General features: G+C 57.1%; 13 protein-coding genes and 1 pseudogene. 9 read left to right on the top strand and 5 right to left on the bottom strand.

Annotation, left to right across the window (positions count from 1 at the left end):
• The first annotated feature begins 365 nt into the window (after positions 1-365).
• From TU92_RS13155 to TU92_RS13145, 3 genes are read left to right on the top strand one after another with little or no spacing between them, the layout of a single operon-like run.
• Complete coding sequence (locus TU92_RS13155; protein WP_112167672.1) at positions 366-1364, top strand: LLM class flavin-dependent oxidoreductase; 999 nt, start codon at positions 366-368, stop codon at positions 1362-1364.
• A gap of 10 nt (positions 1365-1374) precedes the next feature.
• On the top strand, positions 1375-1935 hold the full coding sequence (locus TU92_RS13150) for a GNAT family N-acetyltransferase (RefSeq protein ID WP_112167671.1): 561 nt from the start codon (positions 1375-1377) through the stop codon (positions 1933-1935).
• Positions 1936-1967: 32 nt separating this feature from the next.
• The gene (locus TU92_RS13145) at positions 1968-3296 is read left to right on the top strand and encodes an LLM class flavin-dependent oxidoreductase (RefSeq protein WP_112167670.1); all 1329 of its coding nucleotides are present in this window, start codon (positions 1968-1970) and stop codon (positions 3294-3296) included.
• Between the two features lie 482 nt (positions 3297-3778).
• Here TU92_RS13145 and TU92_RS13135 read toward each other — a convergent pair whose 3' ends face one another.
• Positions 3779-5077: an NtaA/DmoA family FMN-dependent monooxygenase gene (locus TU92_RS13135; RefSeq protein WP_112167668.1), complete on the bottom strand. Its 1299-nt coding sequence runs from the start codon at positions 5075-5077 to the stop codon at positions 3779-3781.
• 309 nt (positions 5078-5386) lie between these two features.
• On the opposite strand from TU92_RS13135, the gene TU92_RS13130 reads away from it, so the two are divergent.
• Genes TU92_RS13130 through TU92_RS13115 form a run of 4 tightly spaced genes read left to right on the top strand, consistent with a single transcriptional unit; the run spans position 5387 to position 10469 of the window.
• The gene (locus tag TU92_RS13130) at positions 5387-7003 is read left to right on the top strand and encodes an ABC transporter substrate-binding protein (RefSeq protein ID WP_112167667.1); all 1617 of its coding nucleotides are present in this window, start codon (positions 5387-5389) and stop codon (positions 7001-7003) included.
• Positions 7004-7015: 12 nt separating this feature from the next.
• Entirely contained in the window at positions 7016-8005 is a 990-nt protein-coding gene (locus TU92_RS13125; protein ID WP_112167666.1) for an ABC transporter permease, read from the top strand.
• Positions 8002-8841, top strand: a complete 840-nt coding sequence (locus TU92_RS13120) for an ABC transporter permease (RefSeq protein ID WP_112167665.1) — start codon at positions 8002-8004, stop codon at positions 8839-8841. Before TU92_RS13125 ends, TU92_RS13120 begins: the two co-directional genes overlap by 4 nt.
• Positions 8838-10469, top strand: coding sequence for a dipeptide ABC transporter ATP-binding protein (locus TU92_RS13115; RefSeq protein WP_112167664.1), 1632 nt, complete (start codon positions 8838-8840; stop codon positions 10467-10469). The genes TU92_RS13120 and TU92_RS13115 overlap by 4 nt, the downstream gene beginning before the upstream one ends.
• Here TU92_RS13115 and TU92_RS13110 read toward each other — a convergent pair.
• The 4 genes and pseudogenes from TU92_RS13110 to TU92_RS13095 all read right to left on the bottom strand — a co-directional run bounded on the left by TU92_RS13110 (position 10440) and on the right by TU92_RS13095 (position 13573).
• Positions 10440-11132, bottom strand: coding sequence for an amino acid ABC transporter permease (locus TU92_RS13110; protein WP_112167663.1), 693 nt, complete (start codon positions 11130-11132; stop codon positions 10440-10442). The two genes, TU92_RS13115 and TU92_RS13110, sit on opposite strands and share 30 nt — an antisense overlap.
• Positions 11122-11895 carry an amino acid ABC transporter permease gene (locus tag TU92_RS13105; RefSeq protein WP_112167662.1) on the bottom strand — a complete coding sequence of 258 codons (774 nt, stop codon included), beginning with the start codon at positions 11893-11895 and terminating at the stop codon, positions 11122-11124. The genes TU92_RS13110 and TU92_RS13105 overlap by 11 nt, the downstream gene beginning before the upstream one ends.
• Positions 11892-12722 (bottom strand): amino acid ABC transporter ATP-binding protein, encoded by an 831-nt coding sequence (locus TU92_RS13100; protein WP_112167661.1) that lies wholly within the window; start codon positions 12720-12722, stop codon positions 11892-11894. The genes TU92_RS13105 and TU92_RS13100 overlap by 4 nt, the downstream gene beginning before the upstream one ends.
• 24 nt (positions 12723-12746) lie before the next feature.
• A pseudogene (locus TU92_RS13095) lies at positions 12747-13573 on the bottom strand (ABC transporter substrate-binding protein).
• A 327-nt stretch (positions 13574-13900) separates the two neighbouring features.
• Here TU92_RS13095 and TU92_RS13090 point away from each other — a divergent pair.
• On the top strand, positions 13901-14479 hold the full coding sequence (locus TU92_RS13090; protein ID WP_244207844.1) for an RNA polymerase sigma factor: 579 nt from the start codon (positions 13901-13903) through the stop codon (positions 14477-14479).
• Entirely contained in the window at positions 14472-15506 is a 1035-nt protein-coding gene (locus tag TU92_RS13085; RefSeq protein ID WP_112167810.1) for a FecR family protein, read from the top strand. Before TU92_RS13090 ends, TU92_RS13085 begins: the two co-directional genes overlap by 8 nt.
• Positions 15507-15542: the final 36 nt, after the last annotated feature.

The following is a 15542-nucleotide window of genomic DNA, read 5'->3' as shown; positions in this document are numbered from 1 at the left end:
AAAAAAGTATTCATAAGAAAAACGTCTTATTGCTTTGCACAGAAATTATATCTTCACGATAAAAGCGGTATAAAGTGTGAGTCACTTATCGTTCTCATTATTTTATTGAGTGTTAATAAAGTCGCGAGCGTTGCTTTCTTTATTACGCCTGTTTTTGCTTGTGAGTTTTATCGCTGCAAAAATTCGGTAATATTCTGAGTCGTTGGTAATACCCCCTCCCGGCCTCCCCCTTTGCAGTGGGATGAGCAAACGCCCCCCCCCTATCTCATTTCCTGCACTTGAATAGCTACTATTGTTCTTTTACATCCTCCCTCCCTGACTTCAATAATCCTTGTTAACAGAGTGTGTCAAAAAAAGGGATAACGATGGGATACCGTTTGAGTTTGCTGGAAAAAAGTCCGCAAGACGATCATGAAGATGCCGCCGGGGCGCTGCGGCGAACGCTGGAACTGGCGCAGAAAGCTGAGCACTGGGGCTATCACCGTTTCTGGCTGGCAGAGCATCACAATACCGACAAGCTGGCGATTTCATCTCCTGAGATAGTCATCGCGTGGATCCTTGCACACACCCGGCGGCTGAGGGTCGGGTCGGGCGGGGTAATGTTGCAACACTACAGCCCGTTCAAAGTCGCCGAGAATTTTAATCAGCTGGCGTCGCTTGCACCGGGACGCGTCGATCTCGGTATCGGTAAAGCGCCAGGCGGTTTACCGCTCTCCACCAACGCACTGCAATACGCTGTCGATCCCGCCCGCAAAGGCGACTTCGCCCGCCAGCTGCGCCAGCTGGATGACTGGCTTTCCGTACCGGCTCGCGGCCAGGGTGATGACCGGCTGTCAGCAACGCCGCAACCGCCGCAGACGGCTTCGCGTTTTCTGTTAGGTGCCAGCGAGCAAAGCGCCCGTCTGGCGGCGAGCCTCGGCTGGAACTTTGTGTTTGCTGCCCATCTCAATGCGGATGAACGCGATATTTCCCGCGCCCTTTCCGCTTATTCCCACGACAGCAACGGTAAGCGCGCCCTGCTCGCTGTACCGGTGATCGTCGCCGAAACCGCCGCCAAAGCAGCGAGTCTGGTGGACAACAGCCAGCGATACCGCGTGACCGGCAGCGACGGACAGAGCGTTAACGTCGGCAGCCTGGAGCAGGCCGAGTTGTATACCCGCCAATCGAAAGCGGCTTCCCATGAGATTGAAGAGCGTAAATCCGCCGTGCTGCATGGCACCGGTGAAGACGTTCATCGTCAACTGGAAGCCCTGCAGGCGCAGTACGGTATCGAAGAGTTTGTGATTGATACGCCACTGGCGCAACCTCAGGCACGCCTGCGATCTCTGGAATTGTTAGCCACGACCAGCGTTGCGCTGGCATGAGGAGCTGAAGATGAGCCATCGAATTCGTCTTGCCAATGAGTCTGACGCCGCTCCCTTGCACAGCCTGCTGCAAAAGGCATATGCGCCGCTGCTCGAGCACAATATTCATTTCACCATCACCCGCGCCAGCGTTGAAGACGTGCGCGAAGTGATCCGCAGCGAAACCACCTATGTGCTGGAAACTGACGCCGGGCTGACCGCCACGTTGACCACCCGTTTTCAGTGGACACCGGCAAAAAATCATCTGGCGCCCTGGCCTTTCGTTCACTGGTTTGCCGTCGCCGAACATGCCAAAGGGCAAGGCTATGGCCGCGAGATTATCCGCTACGTGGAAGAAACATTTTTGCGCGATACGCTGAAATCCCCGGCCGTGTATCTGGCGACGGCAATCGAACACCCGTGGCTGACGAGTCTCTATCAGCGGCGCGGCTACGAGCCGTTTCACACCGCAACCAATCCGCTGGGCGTCGAACTGGTGTATCTGCGAAAAATACTCGATCAGCATGCGTTCGACGTGCAGGAAAATAAGCCCGCTGTTCGCTCCCTCAATGAATTACGTGCGCTGGCATAGCGCCGGAAATGAATTATAAATAAGGAAAAAACATGAGCCATAAACAGTACATCCGTCTGGGCGCGATTATTCAGGGCGCATCGGGAAATATGTCCGCATGGCGACACCCTGACGCCGTGGCCGACGCCAGTATAAATATTCAGTTCTGTCAGCAATTAGCGCAAAAAGCCGAACAGGCAAAGTTTGATTTCTTATTTGTCGCCGATGGGCTGTTTATTACAGAGAAATCCATTCCGCATTTTCTCAACCGTTTTGAACCGATCACCCTGCTGTCGGCGCTGTCGTTAGTCACCCAAAAAATCGGGCTGGTGGCGACGCTTTCCACCTCTTACAGCGAGCCGTTTACCGTTGCACGCCAGTTCGCCAGCCTTGATCACCTGAGCGGCGGCCGTGCGGGCTGGAACGTGGTGACTTCTCCCCTGGAAGGCTCCGCCAAAAACTTCTCGCGCGATAAACACCCTGAACACGACGAGCGCTATCGCATCGCCAGCGAATATGTCAGCGTGGTGAAAGGCTTGTGGGATTCGTGGGAGAAAGATGCGTTCGTGCGTGACAAAGCCAGCGGCGAATTTTTTGCGGCGGATAAATTGCACACGCTCAATCACCATGGAAAATACTTCTCGGTGCAGGGTCCGCTGAACGTTGGGCGATCACCCCAAGGGCGTCCGGTGGTGTTTCAGGCCGGAGCATCCGATCAGGGCAAAGCCTTTGCCGCCGAAGCCGCCGACGCGATCTATACCCGTCAGGAAACCCCCGAACTGGCACGTGAGTTCCGCGATGATGTCCGCCGTCAGCTGGTGGAAAATGGCCGCGATGCCGGGGATATCCGTGTGTTTCAGGGCATCAGCGTAATTATTGGTGACACTGTCACGGATGCCGAGCGTCAGTATCAGGAAACGGCGCAGCTGGTAACGCTGAAAAGCGCGCTCGACTATCTTGGCCGTTACTTTGAGCATTACGATTTCAGCCAGCACGACCCGGATGCGCCGTTCCCGGACATCGGCGATCTCGGCCAAAACAGTTTCCGCAGCACCACCGATGAAATCAAACGCAACGCTCTCGAACGCGGGCTGACGCTGCGTCAGGCCGCACTGGAAGCCGCTACCCCGCGCCCGACGTTCTTCGGTACTGCCGAAGATATCGCCGACGGGCTGGAACACTGGTTCACCTCGGGGGCGACAGACGGTTTTATCGTTCGCGGGGGGACGCCGACGGCGTTTGATGATTTCGTGGAAACTGTCATTCCACTGCTCCAGCAGCGTGGGCTGTATCGTACTGAATATGAAGGGGAAACGTTGAGGGAGAATTTGGGGTTGAGGGAGCCGGAGAATCAGTTTGCAGCTGAAGCCGCTCTGGCTTAAGTTTCAATTTCAATTTCAAGACCTTGGGCTGCCGCCCAAACCGGCCTCAAAGGGGGTCTATCGCCGCCCCCCTTGAGAATCCCGGGCTCTTTAAAACATGTGCCATGCATCCCGGCTATGTTTCAGGTATTTCTGCTATTGCCGCAAAATCCCGCCGCTGCGCGGTGCCCTCCGGTCGGGTTACAACCCGCGCAAAAAAATGCGCGGTTTTCCACCTCTTCCTCCGGCATGATTTTTGAACGCGGCCAGCGCTTTTTAGGTCACAACTTCACCCACTCGGAGCATTTCAAAAAAACCAAATACGTTGTGCAAACTTTCTTTTTGTTTTTTTAAAATCCTGAGATGGCGCGATCAAAAAATCCTGTTGAACGAAGCGGCCTGAAGACCAGAGGCTTCAGGACCGAGAGAAGGGACCGCGCAGGGAGTTAAGCGATCACTGCAATTGAGAAACCGAAACATTCCCGGTCAAACTTTAAAAGCCGTTACAGCAGCGGCTTCTGCGCCAGACCAAGATTTCCCCTAAAATCCCCGCCTCCATACTCCGTATCAATCAGCCCTCTTTTCCTCAACTCCGGCAATAACCCGTTTATCAGCAAATCCTCCTGGTCCGGCTGCCCCAGCCCGTGCAGTGAAATGACATCCAGCACGCCTGCGCGGTAGCGTTCCTCGATGGCGTCGGCCAGCGTCTCCGGAGTTCCGGCGGTGAACCAGTGGCCGGTTTCCTGTGCCTGAATGATTAACTCCCGCAGCGTCAGACCCTGCAGGGCGAAACGCTTGAAGATTTCCGCACGTCCGCGCCGCCTGTTGACCTGCTCAATGTCGGGCAGCAACCGCAGCGGGATTGGCTGATCGAGAGCGAAATCACGCAGGTCAATCTCTCCGCCCAGCATGTCGGCAACTTTGAGACGTCCCTGCTCATAATCGATCCGCTCGTGCTTCTCGAAAAGACGCCGCGCCACATCAGACGGGCTTTCGCCGATGATCGAATGGAATGAGTTCATGATAAGTGGCCGGTTTTCACGGCGGCCAAAGGCATCGGCGTGATGATGCACACGTTCAACAAAACTTTTTGCGTCGTCGAGCGTCGGCTGCGAGGTGTAAATCACTTCGGCCAGTCTCGCGCCCAGCTTCAGCCCTTCTTCGGATTGCCCGGCCTGAAACTGCACCGGACGGTGCTGCGGCGGTGGCGGAACGTTCAGCGGCCCCTGTACGCGGAAGAAATCACCGTGATGGTCGATCGGCTGCAACTTACGTGGATCGATGCTGACCGAGCCGCTTTTATTACGACGTACTGCGTCCGGCTGGTTGGCGTCAAATAAAGCGTTGATGACCTCAATGAATTCTGTCGCGCGGGCGTAGCGCACTTCGGGTGCGGGTAAGGTGATTTCACCAAAGTTCTCTTCGCCAACAGAGGACGTCACCGCGTTCCAGCCCGCGCGACCACCGCTGACGTGATCGAGCGTGCCGATCAGCCTCGCAAGATTATACGGGTGCTGAAACGTGGTGGAGACCGTGGCAATCAGCCCGATGTGCGAGGTGACCTGGCTCAGCGCCGCCAGTGTGATGAGCGGATCCTGACTGCCGGTTGAACCGGAAAGCCCGTCAGGATCGGCCTGCAATAAGTCGGCAGTGAACAACCCGGTGATCTTCTCTTTTTCAGCGATTTTAGCCAGGGCAATGGCGCGGGTAATGCCGGTCCGGCGGTCTTCGTCGTTGGAGGCGTACACCACGCTCCCTGCCCCGACCAGCGTTTTCAGGCGACTGCGAGAGGTAATAGTCAATGGAATTCCTTAATTTTAGGCTTAATTTGAGGCTGAATTGGATGAACAACGTTTGCGTTAAAAATAGAGGTCAGGCGCATTAAAGCCACGAAGAAAAAAGCATTTAGTTTCTCTAAAAAGGAATAAGCGCGGAGGAATAAACGCCTAAGTCATTTATTTTCTCTGATAAGCAAATATTGTGATTTTACATACTGGCAACGCACCTTTAATAATCATTACGGGAATCACCCTTCCACATAACAGGACCGTGAATTTTATTCGTTTTATATATTCGAAAATTGTCTGGCTTATTACCTTAATGGGAAAAATATGAAAGTCTCCGTCGCCTCTCTTTCTGCTTTAACGCTGTTAGTCATGTCCTCCAGCCAGTCGCTGTACGCCGCTGGACAACCGCAGTCCGGCGGAACGCTCACCTGGGGCGTGGAAACCGAACCCAATACGCTCAACCCGCAGCTTAACGGCCAGTCGAAAGCCGAGCTTATCCTGCGTGTCGCCTATGAATCCCTGTTAGCGCGCAAGCCCGACGGCGGTTATATCCCGTGGCTGGCAACCGGTTATTCGGTCTCCGAAGATGGCAAAACCTATACCTTCACCCTGCGTGATGACGTGAAATTCTCTAACGGCGAGAAGCTCAACGCCAATGCCGTGGCGGAAAACTTCCGTCATGCGAAGGATCCGGCTTACTGCGCGGGTTCCAGTATCTGCGCACTGGCGGGCCGCATTGAGAGCGTCGCCACACCAGACGAACACACTGTCAGCATTACGCTCAAACAGGTTTACAGCCCGTTTCTCTCCTTCGCCGCTGGCCTGAAGCTGATTTCGCCGTCTTCCTGGACCTCGCCGCAGCTCAAAGCGGGCGGTACGGATCTCGCCGGTACCGGCCCGTTCATTCTCAAACGCTATGAAAAAGGCCAGCAGATTGAATATGTGCGCAACCCGGATTACCACTGGGCGTCGGCCAATGCCAGACATCAGGGTCCGGCCTATCTCGAAGGCGTGACCTACCGCTTCCTGCCGGAATCCTCGGTGCGCACCGGCGCGCTGCTTTCCGGTCAGGTGGATGTGATTGAAGGCGTGTCCGGCAATGACGCCGGTGAATTCAAAGACAACGCCGACTTTTCCTATCAGCATGCCCTGAATACCGGCACGCCCTACTCGCTGTTTCTTAACGTGAAATATGGCCCGACGCAGGAAGTGAAAGTCCGTCAGGCGATTTTGCAGGGGCTGGATATTTCGCCAATCCTGCAATCAATTTATCGCGGTGAACGTACCCGCGTCTGGGGCATTACTTCACCGGTTGACCCGCTGTATGACGCCAGTCTGGTCAATAAATACGGCAACAATCCGACGCTCGCCAACCAGTTGCTGGATGAATCGGGCTGGAAAACCAAAGGCGCGGACGGCATCCGGACTAAAGACGGCAAGCCGCTGTCCATCGAGATTATTCAGGCGCAGGCGACGGTACGCGATCAGCGCGATGTGCTGTTGCAGGCCTTGCAGGCGCAGGCACGGCAGCGGCTGGGCATCGATTTAAAAATCCGTTATGTCGATTCCGGCACTTATACCGAAGTGCGTAAAACCGGGGAATTCGGCTCGATTGCCAACTCAAACACCGACACTGACGGCATCGATATCGAAAATCATTACCTGCCGGTTAACGCGGGAGGGGCTATCAACTACAGCCGCACCGATGCGCCGGAAATCATTCCGCTGCTAAAAGGCGCGTCACAAACGCTGGATAACACCGAACGCAAAACCTTCTACGGCCAGTTGCAGCATTTCGCCATTTTGCAGCAGGCGCTGGCCATCCCGTTGTATGAACCGGAAGACCAGATCGCGGCAGCATCTTACGTTCACGGGGTCGGTTTCCGTCCGTTTAAACAGATGCCGGAAAACGCCTACGACGTCTGGCTGAGCAAGCACTAAAGGAGTTATTCCATGACGGTTGAAAGTTCGTTTGGTTCACCACGGCTGCCTGACACTGCGCCGTCATGGCGATGGCGGATCCTCCGGCGGCTGCTGAGCGGCGCGCTGGTGCTCTGGGCGGCGGTGACGCTGTCCTTTATCAGCGTGTACCTCGCGCCGGGTGATATCGTCAGTTTACTGATGGGCGAACAGGTACAAACACCAGCGATTGAAGCGGCGATCCGCGCCGAATGGGGGCTGGATCAGCCGCTGTACATGCAATATCTGCACTATTTATGGCGCGTGATCCACGGTGATTTTGGTCGTTCGTACATGCTCAATACCGACGTCAGTTCACTGGTGCTGTCCCAGCTGTGGCCGACGCTCAAACTTACCGGTCTGGCGCTGGTGGTCAGCCTGGTGTTTGCCGTGCTGATGGCGGTGACCACCGCGCACCGTCGCTGGGGGCAGCGTGTCGCCGGTTCTGTCGAGCTGGTTCTGGCCTCAACGCCCTCCTTCTGGCTGGGGATCGTGCTGTTGTTTATCTTCAGCTTTACGTTGCGCTGGTTCCCGGTAGCGGGCGACCGCAGTTTTTCCTCGCTGGTGCTGCCGGCATTATCACTGGGTTTATCGCAGGGTGCCGTGGTGTCTCAGGTTCTGCGACGCGGGCTGGAAGACGCACTCGATGAACCCTTTGTGCTGACGCTGCGCGCCTGGGGATTGGGCAACGCCACCATCCGTTTACGCCATGCCCTGCGCCACGCCGCGCTGCCTGCGGTCACCCTCACCGGCTGGCTGATCGGCGGATTGCTCAGCGGCGCGGTGATCACCGAACAGGTCTTTGGCCGCCCCGGTCTGGGGAAAATCACCGTCGATGCAGTGCTGGGCAAAGATTTACCGGTGGTGCTGGCGGTGGCTATTTTTTCCGCACTGGTGTACGTGGTGCTGAGCACGCTGGTGGACGTTCTCTATTTATTCATCGACCCGCGCCTGCGCGATACTGACGGGGAAGAAAACTCATGAGCCAGACGATTGCCGCGTTGCGGTTTACACGCCGTTATTCCGCCGGTTATGTGCTGGCGGTGTTGTATCTCTTTCTGGTGGTGCTGGCGGTGATTTTCCCCGCGTGGCTTACCCATTACGATCCGCTGAATGCCGATCCGGTCAATGCACAGCTGCCGCCCTCCGCTGAACACTGGCTGGGCACCGACCAGCTGGGGCGCGACGTGCTGGCGCGCATTATTTACGGCAGCCGTTATTCGCTGCTGATAAGCCTCGCGGCGATGGCCGTGGCGGTGAGCATCGGCAGCCTGCTCGGTTTGCTGGCCGGTCTGCTGAAAGGGCCGCTGGATGAACTGATCAGCCGCGCGACAGACGTCGTCTCCGCCTTCCCCGATTTGTTGCTGGCCCTGATGCTGATCGCCTTTACCGGCCCCGGCACCACCAATCTGATTTTTGCACTCGGCGTCGCTTCCGTACCGCGATTTACCCGCGTGGTGCGGGCCCAGACCTTCGTGGTGATGTCGTCGGGGTATGTGGAACAGGCGCGCACATTGGGCCTCAAACGTCATGTTTTGGTCTGGCGTCACGTTCTGCCTCATGCGATTGCCCATGTTCCGGCGCTGGCGACGCTCGGTTTAGGGACCGCGATTATCGGTACCGCCGGGCTGAGTTTTCTCGGCATGGGACCGCAGCCGCCAACCGCCGAATGGGGGCTGATGCTGGCCGAAGGGCGTAACTATCTGCGCAATGCCTGGTGGATCGGCGTCTGGCCGGGCGTGGCAATCACTCTGACCGTCATTTCGGTGAACACGCTGGGACGTTACTGGCAGGCTACTTTTGAAGGGAAACAACCATGAGCGGCGAACTTTTCATCGATATCCGTAATCTCTCGATCTTTTTCCCGTCGGCGGACGGCGAGAAAGCGGCAGTCAGCGGCCTGAATCTGCAACTAAAACGCGGGGAATCCCTCGCCTTTGTCGGCGAATCCGGCTCCGGAAAAACCGTCACCGCGCGCAGTTTGTTAGGTTTGCAGGATGCCAAAGCGCGCATCACCGCTGACAGGTTTGTGATCGACGGGCAAAACATGCTCGGCGCCAGCCAGCGCCGCTGGCGCAAAATTCGCGGCAGCCAGATTGGCTACGTGTTGCAGGACGCGCTGGTGTCACTCGATCCGCTGCGCCAGATTGGTCAGCAACTGCGCGACGCACTGACCGCCAACCGCAACGCCGACCTGCGTAAACTGAATGTACAGACCCTCGCGCTGCTCAAATCCGTCGGCATTCCCGATGCGCAAAACCGCCTGAGCACCTATCCGCATCAGCTCTCCGGCGGGCTGCGTCAGCGGGTGCTGATCGCCACCGCGCTGGCCGGTAATCCCGGTTTACTGATTGCAGATGAACCCACCACGGCGCTGGACATGACCGTGCAGAAACAGATTCTGGATCTGCTGCAACAGCGGCGCGACAAAGGTGAAAGCCTGCTGCTGATAAGCCATGATTTGTCGGTTGTCGGGCAACTGGCCGACCGGATACTGGTGATGCATCAGGGCAAGGTGGTCGAAGAAGGCACCGGCGAAAAACTGCTGAACGAGCCGGAGCATCCTTACACGCAACAACTGCTGGCCGCCGTGCCCAGCCCCGCCACGCGCGGACTGCGCCTTTCCGGTCAGCGCGGCATTCCGCTGCCCGCCAAGAATATCTCGCACGATGTGCCGGTGCTGGAAGCAACAAATTTATCCAAACAGTACGCCGGTAAAACGGTGGTGAATAACGTCAGCCTGCGGCTTGCAGCGGGAGAAACGCTGGGGATCGTCGGGGAATCGGGTTCGGGCAAAACCACGGTCGCGCGCATGGTGCTCGGGCTGGTCGAGCCCGGCTCGGGGACCATCACTATTCAGGGGCGACGCTGGAGCCAGACGCCGGAATCTGAGCGGCGGCTGCAACGCAAAGGCATCCAGCTGATTGCGCAGGATCCGCTGAGTTCCTTCGATCCGCGCTATAACGTGGAAAAAATCATCGGAGAGAGTCTGGACAGCGTCGGGGTTTATGGCGATGAACGCCAGAAACGTATCCGTCAGCTGCTGGAGGAAGTGCAGCTCGGCGCGAGTTTCCTGCGGCGTTATCCGCGCGATCTGTCCGGCGGACAGCGCCAGCGCATCGCCATCGCCCGCGCCTTTGCACCCAATCCAGCGCTTTTAGTGGCCGATGAACCGGTCAGCGCACTGGATGTCTCCATTCAGGCTCAGGTGCTGGATTTGCTGGCCGAGATGCAGGCGGAACACCGCACCGCCCTGCTGTTTATCTCACACGATTTAGGCGTGGTGCATCATCTGGCCGATCGCGTCGTGGTGATGAAAGACGGCAGCGTGGTGGAACAAGGGCAGGTCGATGATGTCTTCCACCGGCCTGCCCATCCCTGGACGCAGCAGCTGATCAACTCGCTGCCGGTGATGGGATCAGCGCGCAGCCTGACGGCGGCGCTTTAGCCCTTTTCCCGCCACATACGCCAGCGAAGCGCACAGCAGGTAGTACATCAGACCGACAAACAGGAAAATCTCCGCCGGGTAAATTTGCACCCGGTTATTTACCTGTCCGGCGACGGTGGTCAGCTCCGGCACGTTGACGATAAACGCCAGCGAGGTATCTTTGACCAGCGCGATAAACAATCCCAGATACGACGGCAACAGATTCGGCCACGCTTGCGGCAAAAGGATGTTGATAAGCACGCTGATTTTGCCAAGCCCCGATGCAATACCGGCTTCGGTTTGCCCGGCGGGTAAGGATTCAAGCCCCGAAAGCGTGGTGTGCATCACCGCCGCCGAGGTAAACCACGCCAGCGCCACAATTACCGTTAAGGGGCCTGGGATCGAACCGCCGAACACCACGGGCAGCAGGAAATAGAGCCAGAAGATGACAAAAATCAGCGGGATGCCGCGAATAAACGATGCCCACACAAACAGCACTTTGCGCGTCCAGCCGCCGAACCGCCATGCCAGCGCGGCCATCGCCACGCCCAGCAACAGCGCCAGCACACCCGCCGAGACGGCCATGATAAGCGTCAGTAATACGCCGCCCGGTTCGCCGTCCGCCAGTCTTCCCCACAGCATGTAGGTGAAGTTATCCTGCAAAACCGACCAGTCAAATTCCATCTTTTGGCGTCTCCGTTAACATGCCCTGCGGCCGCCGCTGTGGCCGTTTCGGACCCAAAAGCGTCATCAGCGCGCCGAGGATCAGGCCGAGCGCCAGATACAGCAATGTCCCGATCGCAAACCCTTCGAACGCATGGGCGTTATAGCTTTCTATCTGGCTGACCTGATAGGTCAGTTCGGCAAAACCAATGCCGGTCGCCAGCGAGGAGAGCTTCATCAGATTGAGGTACTGGCCGGTGATCGGCTGCCACGCGTTGGTCAGCGCCTGCGGAAGCAGGATGGACTGTAGCAGCGCCCACCGGCTGAAGCCCTGCGAGACTGCTGCCTCCGTCTGGCCTTTCGGCACGGAGTTCAGCCCCGCCTGCACTTCCTCAACCAGAAACGCGGCGGTAAACAGCGCCAGCCCCCAGGCCGCGCACAAAAATTCCGGCGTCAGCCATGCGATATTGCCCGGAAACACCGCCCAGGGATGGTTATCGCCGATGTAAAAGCGCCAGGTTTGCGGCAGTGCGCCGTAGGCCGCGAAATACCAGAACAACAGCTGCACCAGCAGCGGCGTATTGCGAAAGACGGAGACAAACACCGACACGCCGCCGTGCGCCACGCGCGAGTTGCTCAGCCGCAGCGCCAGCAGCAATACCACCAGCAACGTGGCCAGCACGCTGCCGATAATACTGACGTACAGCGTGGTCAGAAAGCCGGAGATGATCCACTGCAACGGCTGCCCGGTGAGGACGCCCGCCCAGTCCGGATGCCAGATCATAACGTCGCCTCTTTTTCAGGATGCAGCGGGAACAACACCTTTTGCAGGAACCGCTGCGCACGCGGATGCTTTGGCCGCAGGAAAAACTCTTCCGGCGCGGCCTGCTCAAGAATTTCGCCGCCGTCCATAAAAATCACCCGGTCAGCGATTTCACGGGCAAAACTCATTTCGTGCGTCACCACAATCATCGTGATGCCGCTTTTCGCCAGCTCCTGCATCACCAGCAGCACTTCGCCGATCATTTCCGGGTCGAGCGCCGACGTCGGTTCATCAAACAAAATGATGTTCGGATCAGTCACCAGCGCCCTGGCGATCGCCACGCGTTGCTGCTGCCCGCCGGAGAGTTGCTCCGGATAATGCAGTGCTTTGTCGCGTAAACCGACGCGGGTCAGCAGCGCCAGCGCTTTTTCGCGCGCTTCGCTTTTCTTCCAGCCATGCACTTTGATCAGCGCCAGACTGACGTTGTCCTGCGCAGTGAGGTGGGCGTAAAGGTTGAACTGCTGGAACACGAAGCCGATGTGCGTGCGCAACTGGCGCAGCGCCGCGCCGCTGAGGTTGCGGGTGGGCTGCTGATCAATAAGGATTTCCCCGCCGCTGACGGTTTCCAGCTGGTTGATGAGGCGGATCAGCGTCGATTTTCCGGAGCCGGAAGGCCCGCAGACCGCCACCACTTCCCCGCTCGCGACCTGTAAATCGACATTGCGGATCACCTCGTGATGACCAAAGGCTTTACTGACCTGCCGGAATTCCACCGCGACGGTTTTGTCAGGCGATGGATGTGAAAAAACCGCAGACGCCGCTGCGGTTGATAAAGTGTCTTGTTGCATGTGCCTGCCCTGAGTCAGTGACGCTTATTTCGCTTGAATCTTGAACAGACGCGGCTGCGGAGACTTAGTCTGCGGACCGAACCAGACGTTATAAATACTCACCGCCTGCCCGTTTTTCTCCAGATTCAGCAGCTCGTCATTCACCACTTTCAGCAGGCTGGTTTCGCCTTTTTTCACGCCAACGCCGATCTCTTCTTTACTCAGCAATTCAGGTAAGACTTTGTACTTGGCTTTGTCCGGCGCGCGTCCAGCAATCCGGCCAGAATGGTGCTGTCCTGGGTGATCGCCTGCACGTTACCGTTACGCAACGCCGACAGCGCCAGAGGAATGTCGTCATACGACAGCACGCGCGACTGCGGGAAGCGGTTATGCAATTCCTGCTCGCCGGTGGTGCCTTTCACCGCGCCGATACGCGCCGTGGCGTAAGCATCCAGCTTATCCGGTGAACCGGCTGGCACCAGGAACTGCTGACCGGTGACGAAGTAAGGAATAGAGAAATCGACAACTTTCGCGCGCTCCGGCGTGATAGTGATATCTGCAACGATCAGATCCGCTTTACCGGACTGCAACAGCGGAATACGGTTGGCCGGGTTGGTCGGCACCAGCTGAAGTTTCACGCCCAGCGTTTTCGCCAGGGCTTTAGCAAAATCGACGTCATAACCGACGATGTCATGAGTTTTGGCATCAACAGAACCAAACGGCGGATTGGAATCGAAAGTCGCCACTTTTACCACACCGGCTTTTTTGATATCCGCCAGTTGGTCCGCGTGAGCAGCAAAAGTGGTGATGCTGGTCAGCGCCAGAAAAAGACCGGCGGAAAGCGTGCTTTTCTTGAAGTTTAAAACGGTCATAGTTTTTCCTTATAAGTAGTCTTAAGAGGGCTCACGCCCTAAATATTCAACCTGACGGTAAATAGTGTTTTTCTTTTGTGGGTCAGAGAATTGCATAAGGAGACGAGCGGCTGCTACGAATATAAAAGTATAAATATGGGTGGAATCGATATAAGGAAAAATGATGGATAAATGGGTGGGCTTGAGGTCAAGGTCATGGACGACGGACCACACCAGACTAAGGGGCGTAAACGCGCCCTCAATAATCCTGCGTTATCCTCTGCTGTTGATAGCGCAGGTCGCTCATCACGAATGATTATCATTTAATAATCCACATCCCGAAATTTTATGCGTAATATAGGCATCGCCGCCACCATCCCAGAGAATCACGTGCCTGCTTTCGAGAAGTATTACACTGAATTATATCGGTTTATAAACCGGAAGTTGCGTGACCGTGAACATGCAGAAGACATGGCGCAGGAAACCTTCATCCGGGCGCTGACGGTCACCGCGCCTGTCCGCTCGCACCGCAGTCTGCTGTATCGCATCGCTAAAAATTTACTGGTCGATCACTATCGTCGCCCGGACATTTCATCCACTGATGCCTCGGAAGAAACGGATGCTGAGCATTTTGCTGCGCCCTCTTATCTTCAGCCTTACGAATTAATTGAAGAAAATCAGTATACTGAGCTGATGACTAACACTATAGAAGCCTTGCCGCCGCGATGTCGCGAAGCCTTTATCCTGCATCGCTTTGACGGGCTGTCACAAAAAGACGTCGCCCGCCAGATGGGGATTTCTACCAACATGGTAGAGAAGCATATTATTCGCGCCATGATGGCCTGCCGGACCAGTAATGACCTCTGGCAGCAGGAGCACAGCGGAAGGAACGCCAGCCACAAAAATAAGGATGGCCGCGATGAATAGCGCCATTAACGAGCTAATGTCGCCGGAAGAACAGGCCGTACGCTGGCTGACCCGGCAGCAGGACGGATTGTCCACCCGCGAGCAGCGGGAGTTTACCGCGTGGCTGGCGCAGGCGGATAACGCCGCGCACTATGCGTCCACGCAGCAGTTGTGGCAGCGTGTAGGGGAATTGCCGCAGGCAAACGTGTCGCGTTTGCGGGCTTCATTGCCAGCTGCGCCGCGAAAAATTCCACGCCGCGCCTTCTGGCAAAGTGCCGGTCTGGCCGCCTTACTGTGCGCTGTGCTGATCTGGCCAGCGTGGCAGATGTTCGCGCCACCGGTCATGACAACCGAACTGCATACAGGCCGCGGTGAATCTCAGCAGATCACCCTGCCCGACGGCACCGTGCTGAGCCTCGATGCCGAAACGCAATTGCAGGTCGTTTATTACCCGCAGCGGCGCGAAGTCACCCTGAGCAAAGGCCAGGTCTGGTTTCAGGTTCAGCATCTGGAAGATAAGCCGTTTGTGGTGCTGAGCGGCCCGTCGCGGGTGACCGTGCTGGGCACCCAGTTCAGCGTGCGCTATATCCCGCAATCGATGAGCGGTGAGGGTATCGACGTGGCAGTCAGCAGCGGAGCGGTGCGCGTTGGTCCGCGCGCCTGGCTGGAGAATCTCCGCTGGCGGGCCATGGCGCGGCTGGATATGAACGGCCATGACCGGCATCTGCTGGTACTGCGCGCCACCCAGCGGGTGACCAGCGATGCCCGCGGTAACCTGACCCGTCAGCAACCGCTCGCGCCGGACGCTGTCGCTGGCTGGCGGCAGTCGCGCATTAATTTCGACAACACACCGCTAAATCTGGCACTGGCTGAGTTCTCCCGCTACGGTGACGTGCCTTACACCCCGGCCTCCGCGGACGTTGCTGCCCTGCGCGTCAGCGGCAGTTTCAACGTACATCGCCCGGACAGCTTTGCCCAGGCGCTGCCAAAAGTGCTGCCGGTGAAAATCACTACGCAGGCGGGCGAAACGCAGATCCAGAAGCGCTGACCGGCCCCGGTAAAAAAAAAGTAAAAATATTCATAA

This window comes from Rahnella inusitata, from assembly GCF_003263515.1.
In the GTDB taxonomy this organism is placed as follows: Bacteria; Pseudomonadota; Gammaproteobacteria; order Enterobacterales; family Enterobacteriaceae; genus Rahnella; species Rahnella inusitata.
The sequence above is the reverse complement of the archived record's forward strand: the minus strand, read 5'-3'. Positions and strand labels throughout refer to the sequence as shown.

Excerpts from the sequence above, each read along its gene's own strand:
- TU92_RS13115 (WP_112167664.1), top strand. The coding sequence starts at position 8,838 with ATGAGCGGCGAACTTTTCATCGATATCCGTAATCTCTCGATCTTTTTC.
- TU92_RS13155 (WP_112167672.1), top strand. The coding sequence starts at position 366 with ATGGGATACCGTTTGAGTTTGCTGGAAAAAAGTCCGCAAGACGATCAT.
- TU92_RS13100 (WP_112167661.1), bottom strand. The coding sequence starts at position 12,722 with ATGCAACAAGACACTTTATCAACCGCAGCGGCGTCTGCGGTTTTTTCA.
- TU92_RS13125 (WP_112167666.1), top strand. The coding sequence starts at position 7,016 with ATGACGGTTGAAAGTTCGTTTGGTTCACCACGGCTGCCTGACACTGCG.
- TU92_RS13110 (WP_112167663.1), bottom strand. The coding sequence starts at position 11,132 with ATGGAATTTGACTGGTCGGTTTTGCAGGATAACTTCACCTACATGCTG.
- TU92_RS13085 (WP_112167810.1), top strand. The coding sequence starts at position 14,472 with ATGAATAGCGCCATTAACGAGCTAATGTCGCCGGAAGAACAGGCCGTA.
- TU92_RS13120 (WP_112167665.1), top strand. The coding sequence starts at position 8,002 with ATGAGCCAGACGATTGCCGCGTTGCGGTTTACACGCCGTTATTCCGCC.
- TU92_RS13090 (WP_244207844.1), top strand. The coding sequence starts at position 13,901 with ATGCGTAATATAGGCATCGCCGCCACCATCCCAGAGAATCACGTGCCT.
- TU92_RS13130 (WP_112167667.1), top strand. The coding sequence starts at position 5,387 with ATGAAAGTCTCCGTCGCCTCTCTTTCTGCTTTAACGCTGTTAGTCATG.
- TU92_RS13145 (WP_112167670.1), top strand. The coding sequence starts at position 1,968 with ATGAGCCATAAACAGTACATCCGTCTGGGCGCGATTATTCAGGGCGCA.
- TU92_RS13105 (WP_112167662.1), bottom strand. The coding sequence starts at position 11,895 with ATGATCTGGCATCCGGACTGGGCGGGCGTCCTCACCGGGCAGCCGTTG.
- TU92_RS13150 (WP_112167671.1), top strand. The coding sequence starts at position 1,375 with ATGAGCCATCGAATTCGTCTTGCCAATGAGTCTGACGCCGCTCCCTTG.